Origin of the sequence: Shewanella sp. 2_MG-2023 (genome assembly GCF_030548905.1) — a bacterium.
GTDB lineage: Bacteria > Pseudomonadota > Gammaproteobacteria > Enterobacterales > Shewanellaceae > Shewanella > Shewanella electrodiphila.
Window position 1 is genome coordinate 126,504 of sequence record NZ_JAUOSO010000002.1, and the last position, 13,273, is coordinate 139,776.

Annotated in this window: 14 protein-coding genes; 12 read left to right on the forward strand and 2 right to left on the reverse strand. The window is 39.8% G+C overall.

Annotated elements, in window-relative coordinates:
• The first annotated feature begins 10 nt into the window (after window positions 1-10).
• The 11 genes from ptsP (at window position 11) to Q4600_RS02875 (ending at window position 10,094) form a co-directional block, all read left to right on the forward strand.
• Window positions 11-1,705, forward strand: a complete 1,695-nt coding sequence (gene ptsP, locus Q4600_RS02825; RefSeq protein ID WP_229369563.1) for a phosphoenolpyruvate--protein phosphotransferase — start codon at window positions 11-13, stop codon at window positions 1,703-1,705.
• Between the two features lie 100 nt (window positions 1,706-1,805).
• Complete coding sequence (crr, locus tag Q4600_RS02830) at window positions 1,806-2,315, forward strand: PTS glucose transporter subunit IIA (protein ID WP_102526218.1); 510 nt, start codon at window positions 1,806-1,808, stop codon at window positions 2,313-2,315.
• 170 nt (window positions 2,316-2,485) lie between these two features.
• On the forward strand, window positions 2,486-2,836 hold the full coding sequence (locus Q4600_RS02835) for an arsenate reductase (RefSeq protein WP_102526219.1): 351 nt from the start codon (window positions 2,486-2,488) through the stop codon (window positions 2,834-2,836).
• Complete coding sequence (dapE, locus tag Q4600_RS02840; RefSeq protein WP_102526220.1) at window positions 2,836-3,969, forward strand: succinyl-diaminopimelate desuccinylase; 1,134 nt, start codon at window positions 2,836-2,838, stop codon at window positions 3,967-3,969. Before Q4600_RS02835 ends, dapE begins: the two co-directional genes overlap by 1 nt.
• Window positions 3,960-4,727, forward strand: a complete 768-nt coding sequence (locus tag Q4600_RS02845; protein ID WP_303514381.1) for a M15 family metallopeptidase — start codon at window positions 3,960-3,962, stop codon at window positions 4,725-4,727. Before dapE ends, Q4600_RS02845 begins: the two co-directional genes overlap by 10 nt.
• Window positions 4,728-4,829: 102 nt before the next feature.
• The gene (locus Q4600_RS02850; RefSeq protein WP_303514379.1) at window positions 4,830-5,639 is read left to right on the forward strand and encodes an alpha/beta fold hydrolase; all 810 of its coding nucleotides are present in this window, start codon (window positions 4,830-4,832) and stop codon (window positions 5,637-5,639) included.
• 149 nt (window positions 5,640-5,788) lie between these two features.
• A complete protein-coding gene (can, locus tag Q4600_RS02855; RefSeq protein WP_229369572.1) occupies window positions 5,789-6,418 on the forward strand; it encodes a carbonate dehydratase in 630 nt (209 codons plus the stop codon).
• Between the two features lie 289 nt (window positions 6,419-6,707).
• The gene (gene kdnA, locus Q4600_RS02860; RefSeq protein WP_102526223.1) at window positions 6,708-7,892 is read left to right on the forward strand and encodes an 8-amino-3,8-dideoxy-alpha-D-manno-octulosonate transaminase KdnA; all 1,185 of its coding nucleotides are present in this window, start codon (window positions 6,708-6,710) and stop codon (window positions 7,890-7,892) included.
• 84 nt (window positions 7,893-7,976) lie between these two features.
• Entirely contained in the window at window positions 7,977-9,047 is a 1,071-nt protein-coding gene (gene kdnB / locus Q4600_RS02865) for a 3-deoxy-alpha-D-manno-octulosonate 8-oxidase KdnB (protein WP_303514375.1), read from the forward strand.
• Between the two features lie 75 nt (window positions 9,048-9,122).
• Window positions 9,123-9,860, forward strand: coding sequence for an 8-amino-3,8-dideoxy-manno-octulosonate cytidylyltransferase KdsB (kdsB, locus tag Q4600_RS02870; RefSeq protein WP_229369577.1), 738 nt, complete (start codon window positions 9,123-9,125; stop codon window positions 9,858-9,860).
• 27 nt (window positions 9,861-9,887) lie between these two features.
• On the forward strand, window positions 9,888-10,094 hold the full coding sequence (locus Q4600_RS02875; RefSeq protein WP_229369580.1) for a DUF2897 family protein: 207 nt from the start codon (window positions 9,888-9,890) through the stop codon (window positions 10,092-10,094).
• Between the two features lie 118 nt (window positions 10,095-10,212).
• Here the strand turns inward: Q4600_RS02875 and Q4600_RS02880 are convergent, their stop codons facing one another.
• Both Q4600_RS02880 and Q4600_RS02885 read right to left on the reverse strand, forming a co-directional pair.
• The gene (locus tag Q4600_RS02880) at window positions 10,213-11,307 is read right to left on the reverse strand and encodes an AI-2E family transporter (RefSeq protein ID WP_229369583.1); all 1,095 of its coding nucleotides are present in this window, start codon (window positions 11,305-11,307) and stop codon (window positions 10,213-10,215) included.
• A gap of 75 nt (window positions 11,308-11,382) precedes the next feature.
• Window positions 11,383-11,610 (reverse strand): sulfurtransferase TusA family protein, encoded by a 228-nt coding sequence (locus Q4600_RS02885; protein WP_102526229.1) that lies wholly within the window; start codon window positions 11,608-11,610, stop codon window positions 11,383-11,385.
• A 128-nt stretch (window positions 11,611-11,738) separates the two neighbouring features.
• Between Q4600_RS02885 and Q4600_RS02890 the strand changes: the two genes are divergently transcribed.
• Window positions 11,739-13,208, forward strand: a complete 1,470-nt coding sequence (locus tag Q4600_RS02890) for a M48 family metalloprotease (RefSeq protein ID WP_102526230.1) — start codon at window positions 11,739-11,741, stop codon at window positions 13,206-13,208.
• Window positions 13,209-13,273: the final 65 nt, after the last annotated feature.

Consider the following 13,273-nt stretch of genomic DNA (forward strand, 5'->3'; position numbering starts at 1 on the left):
AGGAAGGCTTATGGCAGTAACAGGTATTGTTGTCTCCCCCGGAATTGCATTCGGTCAAGCAGTTCATATTAACCTGCATAACCAAACGGTAGATTACCGTTTACTTCCTGTTGCCGACATTGCTAAAGAGTGTGAAAAAGCCACGAAAGCCATTCGCTTTCTAACCAGTCATTTGAGCCATTGCCAAACACAGATAGAACCCGATAGTGAGCATTTTCATTTAATTGATGCTGATATCATGCTGCTCGAAGATGATGATTTAGCTGAGCAGCTCAAAAATTATATTACCCGTTTTAGATTTTCTGCGGTCGTTTCAGTTGAACGAATTTTTGCACAGCATGCAGAAGAGTTAGCCCAACTCGACGATCCTTACATGGCTAATCGAAGCAATGACGTGCTTTGTTTAGGCAAGCGACTAATGTCAGCCGTTAACGGCACCTTGCAATGGGATGTATCAAAGCTTACCGACAACAGTATTTTACTGGCTGAAGACATTACACCTGCTGAATTTGCTACCATTCCGTTAAATAAAATTAAAGGTATCGTGCTTCAAACGGGTGGGTTAACCAGTCACACTGCCATTTTAGCCAAAGCGGCAGGCATACCTGCTTTACTCAGTTGCCAGTTTAATACTCATGATATTCTAGATGGTAGCCCGTTAATTCTCGATGCGATTAGTGGTGAGCTTCATATCAATCCTGCGCCTGATACTCAGCAGCTTCTACAGCAGAAATCAGAGCAGGAATCAAAACGACGTGATGCATTATTACAATACGTCGATAAGCCCAGTGTTACCCGTGATGGACACCCTGTTTGTTTACTTGCCAATGTCAGTAGCATGAATGACATTACCCAAATTGAGCACAGCGGCGCTGCGGGTATTGGATTGTTCAGAACTGAGTTTCTATTGATGCAAGTTGATTCTGTTCCCAATGAAAAACAACAATATCAACAATATTGTGATGCATTACATAGCCTCAATGGAAAAGTCCTCACTATTCGTACGTTTGATATCGGCGCAGATAAAGAAATTCCTTGCTTGAGTCAACAATACGAAGATAACCCAGCATTGGGCGTTCGTGGGATCCGCTACAGCCTTCAACATCAAACGTTATTTACTACACAAATTAAAGCTGTACTGCGCGCCGCAAACCATGGTCGAATCCGTTTATTATTTCCAATGGTGAACCAAATAGAAGAGCTAGAACAAGCTTTTGAACTCATTGATTGGTGTAAGCAACAACTTGTAGAAGAAGAAAAAGGCTTTGGAGAGCTCAATGTTGGTATCATGGTTGAAACACCTGCAGCGGTACTTAACTTACCTCACCTTTTACCTAAGTTAGACTTTATTAGTATTGGTAGCAATGACTTAACTCAATATACCTTAGCCGCTGACAGGGGGAATCCTGAACTTGTAAAAGATTACCCTCCCGTCTCTCCTGCAATGATCCGCTTGATAAAGATGGCCGTTGATACCTGTAAAATTCATCAAATCAAAGTGTGTTTGTGTGGGGAATTAGCCAGTGATACGAAACTAATTAGCTTATTGGTCGGTCTAGGAATTGATGAGCTAAGTGTTAACACCGCAAGCTTATTAGACGTTAAGGCCACTATCTGTAATGGCCAATATCAGCAATTTTACCGACAAGCACAGCAAGCTTTAGGCTTTAGTCACATAGAACAATTAAACCAGTTATTCAGTTAATTTGACTTTATTTAGTATTTTTCAATATTTATTGTTTATAAAAAAATCAGACAACACTAGAATAAAACCATAAAAACATTATAAAAAGAGGCTATATCTCATGGGATTTTTAAGCCGTATACGCCGACTTATTTCAGGACAACCCGCTTTAACTGGCGGTATCGAAATTTATGCTCCTGTTTCTGGCGACCTAGTAGAAATTGAACAAGTCCCCGACGTTGTTTTCGCAGAAAAGATTGTCGGTGATGGATTAGCTATCAACCCAACAGGCAAGCTGATTTTAGCGCCAATTGATGGCACCATAGGAAAAATATTTGAAACCAATCACGCATTCAGTATTGAGTCTCATCAAGGGCTAGAGCTGTTTGTTCATTTTGGTGTGGGTACGGTTGAACTTCGTGGTAACGGTTTTAAACGTTTGGCCGAAGAAGGACAGCAAGTGAAAGTGGGCGATCCAATTTTGCAATTTGACTTAGACTACTTAACCGATCAAGTTGAGAGTTTGTTGACCCCTGTAGTACTGGCCAATATGGAAGATGTGCAATACCTAGTAAAAGCACAAGGACAAGTCACTGCAGGTAAAGATGTCATCTTTACTGTAGAGCTTTAACTAACAAAGAGTTATGTAACCAATATAAGTAAAAAGCTTTATAAAATAAGCGTAAAAAATTTAGCAAAACCTTACAATTTTCAATGGAATTTAAGTCAACTGTAAACAAGTAATGATTAAAACAGAGTTGGTTAAATCACAATAACAAGATCCAAGGAAATAAGACCAAAATGAGTAATAGCGTTATTTATGGCATTAAAAACTGCGATACCGTTCGAAAAGCACGTAAATGGTTAGAAGCTGATGAGCAAGCTTTCACATTTCATGATTTTCGTGAACAAGGGATCAACGCTGACATAATTAATCAATGGTTTGAACTTGCAGACTGGGAATTGCTATTTAACAAACGCAGCACCAGTTTTAGAAATTTAACCGATGATCAAAAAGCTGATATTACCAAAGAAAAAGCATTGCAATTAATGGTGGAGTTTCCAACATTAATCAAACGTCCTGTGCTTGTTCAAGACAATCAAATTCTTATTGGCTTTAAAGCTGCCGATTACCAAGCGTGGTTTAAGTAATGACACAAGAAGTATTAGCGCTCACAAAAGATTTACTCTCTCGTCCATCAGTCACTCCACTTGATGAGGGCTGTCAAAAACTGATGGCTGACAGACTGGCAACCGCAGGGTTTAACATTGAATCTATGGTGTTTGATGACACCACTAATATGTGGGCAAGACGCGGCACTGAAAGCCCAGTATTTTGTTTTGCTGGCCACACCGATGTTGTACCAACGGGCGATTTAAGCAAGTGGCATACTCCGCCATTTGAACCTACCGTCATTGATGATTATATTCATGGTCGCGGTGCCGCTGATATGAAAGGTTCTTTAGCGGCGATGGTCGTTGCCACTGAACGCTTTGTAGCTAAGCATCCAGACCATAAAGGCTCAATTGCATTTCTTATCACCAGTGATGAAGAAGGACCATTTATTAATGGTACAACGCGAGTCATTGACACGCTCGAGGCCCGTAATGAAAAAATCACTTGGTCATTAGTCGGTGAGCCTTCATCAACTCATAAACTGGGTGATGTGGTTAAAAATGGCCGACGTGGTAGTTTAACGGGGAATTTAACGGTTAAAGGGATCCAAGGCCATGTTGCCTATCCACACCTAGCTGATAACCCTATCCACAAAGCCTCTCCTGCTTTAGCAGAGCTTGCTCAAATGCATTGGGATAATGGTAACGAGTTTTTTCCACCAACCAGCTTTCAAATCGCTAACATCAATGGCGGTACTGGCGCATCAAATGTAATCCCTGGTGATTTGCAGGTGATGTTTAACTTCAGATATTCAACTGAAGTGACTGCAGATGAGCTAATAAAACGCGTCCTTAATATTCTTGATGCCCATGGTTTAGATTATGATATTGATTGGGTGTTTAATGGCTTGCCGTTTCTAACTGGAGATGGGCCTTTATTAGAGGCGACTAAAGCCGCTATTTTAGATGTCACCGGATATGAAACTGACCCGCAAACCTCAGGTGGCACATCTGATGGACGTTTTATCGCGCCAACCGGTGCACAAGTGATTGAGCTTGGCCCAGTCAATGCCACTATTCATAAAATAAATGAATGTGTGAAAATCTCTGATTTAGAAATTCTAGCCTTATGCTATGAATCTATATTGGAAAAGCTGCTTTGCGAGTAGCTCGTCAAATAGAGCAATTATCTAAGGCTCAACTGACCGAAATAGCTCATCCAGCCCTTTATGGGTTGGATGAGACACACCTTGTTCAATTTGAACAGTTTTTACTGACCTCAGCGACTGCTACTGCGTTTAAAAAAATGCAGCAACAAGCGCAAAGTGACGGTATTAATATTCAAATTTGTTCTGCTTATCGTAACTTTGAACGTCAAATGGCCATTTGGAATGGCAAGGCACAAGGGAAACGCCCGTTACTTGATATCAATAATAACCCTGTACATTTTGCCAATTTAACCGATGAGCAATTAGTGGATGCAATATTATGTTGGTCTGCTCTTCCAGGTGCATCACGGCATCATTGGGGAACTGATATCGATGTATTTGATGCCAATAACATCAGTAAAACAGAGCTACAATTAGTCACTGCAGAGTACATAGACAATGGCCCATGCGCCTTATTAGCCCAGTGGTTAGTCGATAACGCTGCCCGCTTCGGTTTCTACTTACCTTATCAGCCTGACCAAAGTGGTGTTAGCCCTGAGGCTTGGCATATCAGTTACTATCCTGAGTCTTCGTTGTTTTTATCACAATATCGAGCCGAATCATTAAGACTTCTCTTGTCACAGGCTGAAATCACTTTACAATCAGCTCTACTTAAACAACTCGACAAATTAGTCGAGCATTATGTTTTTTATGTCGCAAGCGCGCCCAAATCAAGTAACAAGTACTCAAATAACCTTCTAGAGAAACCTAATCTGTAATAGATAGTAGACTCGCATTCAAAGTAATAACGGTTATTTATCATAAGCACTTTGACTCAATCAGTTTTACGATTTTTTAATTTTAATGTTTTAGAGACCTCCATGACTCAACCAAAATCACACAGCTTTAGCATCGACACTCAACGTCTTCATTTCACTGATGTAGGACAAGGACCTGTTCTATTTTTTGTACATGGTTTTTTAGCTGACAACACGATGTGGCAACCACAGATCGCTCAACTTTCTGAAAACTATCGCTGTATTAGTGTTGATTTGTGGAGCCATGGACAGTCAGATTCAATGCCAACGGGTACAACCTCTCTTATTACAATCGCTGACCATTGTTTATCATTACTTGATTATTTAAATGTGCATCAATGTTGTGTGATTGGTAATGGAACGGGTAGCGCGATTGCTGCTGAAATGGTACTTGCAAAGCCTGCTCAGATATCAAAACTAGTCATGGCGAATAGTTTTATTGGCTTTGAACCGCAAGTGAATTGCGCAAAATACCAAGCATGGGTCGATCAAATCAGTGAACAGAAGCAATGTCATGAGCAACTAGCAAACACCATTGCTGATATGTTCTTTGTTAATTCACAAACATCAACGGCTAAATCAGCTTTCATTAACAAGTTAATTCATTTGTCGCCCACACAAATAGAGCAACTCGCCTTATTCAGTCCGCTGGCTTTCTATAAGCGTGACACCCTTGAATTAGTAGAACAATTCTCACTGCCTTGTTTGATTATGATTGGAGAGCAAAACCAATTACGCACAATGCTAGAAGCTTATTTAATGCAAGACTGCATTACAGGAAGTCGCTTACTTCAAATTGCTAATAGCGGTCACTTTTCAAATATTGAACAAGCAGAAAAAGTGAATCAAACCTTGGAATTATTTCTCCGTTAAGGGTGAAATGATTTCAATTTTATAAATTAAATGGATAGACCAGCATAATCAAATTTGCTGATATACTCTTGAAAATGATGAACATCAGCTAAATAACTGTTCAAAATACACTCTACATCTTTCACTTTTATTTGGGTCTATAACAATAAATGAAATTACTTAAGCCTCTTTTTGATAACAATCGCCGCTGGGCTGAGCGTATAAACGAAGAAGACCCTGATTTCTTCAAGCAACTGGCAGAACAACAGAATCCTGAATATTTGTGGATTGGTTGCTCTGACAGCCGCGTACCATCTAATCAGATAATTGATTTAATGCCAGGTGAAGTGTTTGTTCATCGCAATATTGCCAATATGGTTATCCATACTGATTTAAATTGTTTGTCGGTCATCCAATATGCTGTTGAAGTATTAAAAGTAAAACACATTATGGTAGTTGGCCACTATGGTTGCGGTGGTGTCAAAGCGTCGATGACGAAAGAGCGATTCGGTCTTATTGATAACTGGCTTGGCCATTTAAAAGATATTTACCGCATCCACCGTTCAGATTTAGAGCAACTTGATGAACAACAGCGGTTTGATCGCTTATGTGAGCTGAATGTCATGGAGCAAGTGGCTAATGTTACTAGCACCTCTATCGTGCAAGATGCATGGGACAGAGGCCAAGAGGTTGCAATTCACGGTTGGATTTACGGTATTAACAACGGCTTATTAACCGATCTAGACGTAACAGTCTTCAGCGAACATGCAAATAATAATGCCAATAATACAGAAGAATAATGCTTATTAACTAAAATTAATAAGCCGTTCATGCTGAAATAAACAAATAACAAAGCCCACCTTATATGTGGGTTTTGTTGTTTTTATCTCATATATAGAAACAGTTATAGCGCTTTGTTTAGTCTGCTTTACATAAAAATTAGCGATTAATGAATATAAAGCACTGTAACGACCATACAATCACAGCGAAAGGTCATATAGTTAATGCAATTAACGCCCTAACCCAGTTATAATCTTCGGGTTTATTTAGCGCGACCTCGCGCACTGCATTTTTTAGGAGATAATTTCCATGCCAGGTTTTGAATTATTTGGTCCAGAGGAAAAGCAAGAAGTCGCTGATGTGATGGAAAATGGTTTTACCTTTCGTTATAACTTCGATCACATGCGTAATGATCGTTGGAAGACTCGTGAGATGGAAGCCCTTCTTTGCGAAAAGATGAATGCTAAGCATGCACATCTTGTTTCTAGTGGCACCGCTGCATTACAAACAGCTATGGCTGCAGCTGGTATCGGCGCTGGTGATGAAGTTATCGTTCCTCCGTTTACCTTTGTTGCGTCTGTAGAAGCCGTATTTATGGCCGGCGCTGTGCCAATTTTTGCTGAGATTGATGAAACACTTTGTTTATCTCCAGAAGGTATTGAAGCTGCAATTACTCCACGCACGAAAGCAATTAATCTTGTTCACATGTGTGGTTCTATGGCTAAAATGGATGAAATTTTAGCGGTATGTAAAAAGCACAACTTAGTGATCTTAGAAGATGCTTGCCAAGCAATTGGTGGCAGCTATAAAGGTCAAGCACTAGGTACTATTGGTGACGTTGGTTGTTACTCATTTGATTCTGTTAAAACCATCACTTGTGGTGAAGGCGGCGCGATCATGACTAACAACGAAACCATTTATAACCACGCGCATATGTTCTCAGATCACGGCCATGACCATGTAGGTAATGACCGCGGCGCTGAAGGCCACCCTATTATGGGGCTAAACTTCCGTATTTCTGAAATGAACTCAGCAATGGGTCTTGCTCAATTACGTAAGCTAGACAAAATCATTGATATTCAGCGTACCAATAAAAAGCTGATCAAAGATGCTATGGCAGATATCCCAGAAGTAACTTTCCGTGAAATCCCTGATCCAGAGGGTGATTCAGCTGGTTTCTTAACGTTCTTAATGCCGACTGAAGAACGCACAGTAGAAATAAACAAAAAATTAGCTGAAAACGGCGTAGATGGTTGTTTTTACTGGTATGTTAACAACTGGCATTACCTGAATAACTGGAAGCATATCCAAGAGCTTAAGTCTCCTGCTGCATTGCCGATCACATTAATTCAAGATCGTCCAGATTACACTAAGGTTGAAACACCTAAGTCTGATGCCATTATGAGCCGCACTATTTCAATGTTAATCAAACTGTCTTGGACAGAAGAAGAAATAGCGCAGCGTATTGAAAACATCAAACGTGCTTTTGCTTAATTAACCCGATTATTTCTATCGCGCCATTTATCACATTGGCGCGATAGTACTTTTTACAGTACTAATCTCAACGGAGAAGTTGTAATGAGTTTCAAAAATTTCAAATGTGTACCAAAAATGATTTTTGGTCGCGGATCATTTGCACAATTAGATGACGTACTAGCTGAAGAACGCCAAGTTGAAAATGACTTCGTCGTATTTCTAGTTGATGACGTACACCAAGATAAGCCTTTAGCTGGTCGTGTACCTGCTAAAGCACATGATTTATTAATCTACGTCAACGTTGATGATGAACCTACAACGAAGCAAGTTGATGCCCTAACTGAACAAGTTCAAGCATTTAATACTAAACTTCCTGTAAGTGTAATCGGTCTTGGTGGTGGTTCTACCCTTGATTTAGCTAAAGCGGTATCGCTAATGCTGACTAATGAAGGTAGCAGTGCTGAATATCAAGGTTGGGATCTGATTAAGAACCCAGCGGTACACCATATTGGTATCCCTACAGTTTCAGGTACAGGTGCTGAAGCGTCTCGTACTGCAGTACTTTGTGGTCCTGTTCGTAAGCTTGGTTTGAATTCAGATTACACTGTATTTGACCAAATTATCATGGATTCAGAACTCATTGCCGGCGTGCCAACTGACCAGTGGTTCTATACAGGTATGGATTGTTACATCCACTGTGTTGAATCATTAGAAGGTACATACCTAAACGAATTTGCTAAAGCATTCGCTGAAAAGTCTATGGATTTATGTCGTGAAGTCTTCGTTGATAATCACGAAGAAAAAGATGACAAGCTAATGATGGCATCATACATGGGCGGCATGAGTATCGCTTACAGCCAAGTGGGTGCCTGTCACGCTGTATCATATGGTTTAGGTTACGTGTTGGGTTACCATCACGGTATCGGCAACTGTTTGGCATTTGACGTACTTGAAGAGTTTTACCCTGAAGGCGTTAAAGAATTCCGTAAAATGATGGAAGTTCATAACATCACGTTGCCAAAAAACATCTGTAAAGATTTACCAGATGAAACTATTGCTAAGATGGTTGCTGTCACCAAGAGCATGGGCCCATTATGGGATAATGTTTACGGCGCGGGCTGGGAAGAAAAAGTTACCGATGAAATGCTAACTAAGTTATTCCGTCGCATATAGTTTAGCCCTAAAAGCTATCTTTAAGGGCTCTTTAGAGCCCTTTTGTTTATCGTTTTAAGATAAGTAGGTTTATTGATGAAAGTTACTCTTTTAATCCCTGCTAGATATGGTTCTAGCCGCTTTCCTGGCAAACCCCTAGCACCTATTAATGGTAAGCCAATGATCCAACACGTTTTCGAACGTGCTTCATTAGCTAAAGGATTAGATAATATTTATGTTGCTACAGATGATGACCGAATTAAAGAAGCGGTAGAGTCATTTGGTGGTCAAGTTGTCATGACGAGCCCTGACGCGGCTTCTGGTACCGATCGAATAAACGATGCGATTAGCCAACTTGGTTTAGCAGATGATGATTTGGTGATAAACCTTCAAGGTGATCAGCCACTTATTGACCCTATTTCAATTGAACAAATTATCAGTCTTTTTGAGCGTCACCCAGGTGAGTTTGAAATGGCAACTTTAGGCTTTGAAATCATTGATAAGCAAGAACGTGACGATCCTCTGCACGTTAAGATGGTTTTCGATAATGAGTTTAATGCATTATATTTTTCACGCTCGTGTATTCCATTCGGTCGTGATACGGATGACTTCCCAGTTTATAAACACCTTGGTGTTTATGCTTATACTCGTCGTTTCGTTAATGCTTTTGCTAAGTTACCTTTGGGCCGTTTAGAAGATTTAGAAAAGTTAGAACAGCTGCGTGCATTAGAATACGGTCATAAAATTAAAGTTGCTATCAGTGCTTTTGATTCACCAGAAGTTGATACACCTGAAGATATTCGCAAATGTGAGCAACGTTTAGCTGTTGATTAAACTTGTTGGTAATTTATTGAGGTAGACATGGATTTATCAGGTATAGAAGTATGGATTATTATTATCTTAGTTGTTGGCATCATTGCCAGTAATTTAGCGGTATTAAAATACAGCGCTAAATTTAAAATGCCTCAATTTGGCGATCCTAAAAAACCTGACGATAAAAATAACGCTACCAGCGATAAACATACCACAGAGAAATCACCAGGTAACAGTGATTTAAAAGACAAGTAAAGCATAATATTTGCAATAAAAAAGAGACTCAATTGAGTCTCTTTTTTTAGTTTTATCTCGTATGGTTTTTGCAGTAAATCAAACCTCTACATTTATTTAATAAGATTATTCAATATTATTATTTAGATTCTGCAGACTCATCTGACTTAGCTACAAAGGGGGAGTGACTATCAGGCCAAGCGTTAATCACAGCTTTGACTAATGACGCCAGTGGGATTGCAAAAAAGACTCCCCATACGCCCCACAGGCCACCAAATACAAGTACTGCGGCAATGATTAACACTGGATGTAAATCTACAGCATCAGAAAATAGAATTGGCACCAACACATTGCCATCTAATGCCTGAATGACACCATAACCAATCATCACATAGCCAAACTCAGGGCTGACTCCCCATTGTACAAAGGCCACCAGCGCAATAGGTAAAGTCGCCAATGTTGCACCTACATAAGGAATAAGTACTGAAAGCCCTGTTAGCACGCCAAGTAGCGCAGAGTACCTTAATCCCATTAACGCAAAAAAGATGTAGCTGACAGTACCTACAATGACAATTTCAATGACTTTACCACGAATATAATTGAAGATTTGCTGGTCCATTTCAAACCAAACTTTTCTTGCTAAGTCGCGGTTGTTAGGAAAGAAACGTTTACTGCTCTTAATCAATTGCTCTTTATCCTTTAAGAAAAAGAACACCAATAAAGGCACTAAAATCACGTATACCATTAACACGAGTAATGATGCAGAAAAGCCTAATAATTGCTTACCGATATCTAAAAGATGCTGAGTGTCGACCAGTTTTTTAAGTTCAACAACCATGGCATCAATTTGTTCGATACTAATGTATTGCGGATAGTTTTCACTAAAAGATACTAGCGATTGCATACCTGTATCAATCATTTGCGGTAAATCTGTCGCTAAAGCAATCCCCTGTCGCCAAAGACTGGGAACGAGTCCAAAAGCAACTAAGACCATCAGACCAATAAACAAGACTAATATTAACGATGCACCTAAAGTTCGGTTAATACCAAAACGCGCGATTTGAGCTACAGGCCATTCTAGTAAAAACGCTAAAACTAACGCCACTAATAAAGGCGCTAACAAACCGCCAGCAAAATACAGTAATAATCCAATCCCAAGTAAAATAAACAATAATGTAATCGCGTGGGGATCACTGAATCTGGCTTTATACCAATCGCTTAAAAATGAGAGCATTGTGTTACCTAAAAAGAAATCACAGTTGTGGTTGTTATTATCGGATTCTACCTCAGTAGATAGATAAAATTATACTTATATATTGTTAAGCTTTGTGATGGCCAATGACATTGAATTGTCATTATCCTCAGTTATTTGAACTTGATAACCAAATTTTTTTAAAAATAGCGGAACATCTCGACGTGAACCGGAGTCAGAGATACTAATTGCCAACGTTTCACCTGGTTGCATCTTTTTTAATGCTAATTTAGTTTGCACCAAGGGATAGGGGCATTGATGAGCAGTTAAATCAATAAATTTCATTATGAACTTGCTTTACACATTCTATGGCTATTATCCTAGCAAGGACAATAAACCACAAGCGATACCGTTATAGTGTTGCTTTAACTTTGCTCGCCACCCTATTGAAATAATTATAATAAAGGTTTCATTTGCGCAAATTATCGTTTTCTCAGTTTTCTAAAGGCGTCGTAACCACAGCGGTTAGTTTATTACTCACGGCTGGTGTTGCTAAAAGCTTCGCGAATAATGACCTTCCAGACCTCGGTACGGCTGCTGTTAACACTTTTAGTCTTGAAAAAGAAATGGTGTACGGCGATGCTTACATGCGGGTCATTCGTTCATCTGCGCCGGTTATAAGCGACCCTGTATTGAATCAATACTTATCTGAATTAGGTAACAAATTGGTAGCTCATGCCACAGGGGTAAAAACCCCCTTCTATTTCTTTCTATTAAGAAATGATGAAATTAACGCATTTGCCTTCTTCGGTGGCCATGTCGGCGTTCATACAGGGTTATTTCTGCACGCTGACACTGAAAGTGAACTCGCATCAGTGCTTGCCCACGAAATTACTCACGTTACTCAACGACATTTAGCGCGCTCACTAGAAGCGCAAGATAAGAGTTCAACAGCAACTATCGTTGGTATGCTAGGTGCTATTTTGTTGACCATTGCAGCGCCACAAGCCGGTATGGCTGCACTTGCAACGACTCAAGCTTTATCAACCCAAGCGAGAATCAACTTCACCCGTTTACATGAACGTGAAGCAGATAGAATTGGTATGCAAATCCTAGCTGATGCAGGGTTTGATCCAAATGGTGCATCTGACTTTTTCCAAAAATTAGCCATTCGATACCGTTTTACTACTACACCGCCACAAATGCTACTGACTCACCCATTACCTGAGTCGCGTATTACTGATGCGAGAAACCGCGCCACACAATATCCTAATCGTTATATACCTGATCAACTTAATTACCAGTTAGCTAAAGCCCGTATCCAGGTTAGATTTTCAAGTTATAGCGATCAGGCTGCGATTTCTTTGTTTGACAAACAACTAAACAAAAAAAGCTATACCTTTAAAAGTGCTGCATTGTACGGCAAAGCTTTAGCTTTATTCAGAACCAAGAAGTTTGAAGAATCTGAAAAGATTATTGATGAGTTATTAGCAGGCGACCCAAACAATCTGTTTTTTATCGATACTAAAACAGATTTACTGGCGCAAAAAGACGATTACGATGCGGCTATCGAGCTGTTAAAGCATCATCATCGATTAAAACCAACGTCATTAGTCATTGCGGCTAACTTAGCCAATATCTATGTTGAAGCAGACCAGCCGCGCAATGCCATTCCGTTATTAGAAGATTTAATTTTCTTAGATAAACAGAACGTATTACCTTATCAAATTATGACTCAAGCTTACCGTAAACTGGGTAATAAAGCGCTTGAGCATTACAGTAATGCAGAAGCTATGGCACTTGCAGCAAATTATGATGGTGCAATTGATCAACTCAATTATGCTTACCGCCACTCTGAAGGCCAAACGTTACAAATTGCCCGAATTGAAGCGCGTATACGTCAATTTAGACAAGCTAAGCGCTCTTTAGACGCATTAAAATAACAGCTCAGCTTATTCAATCTCAAATTAGCCACATCCCCCTGATGTGGCTAACCATCTGATTCAAA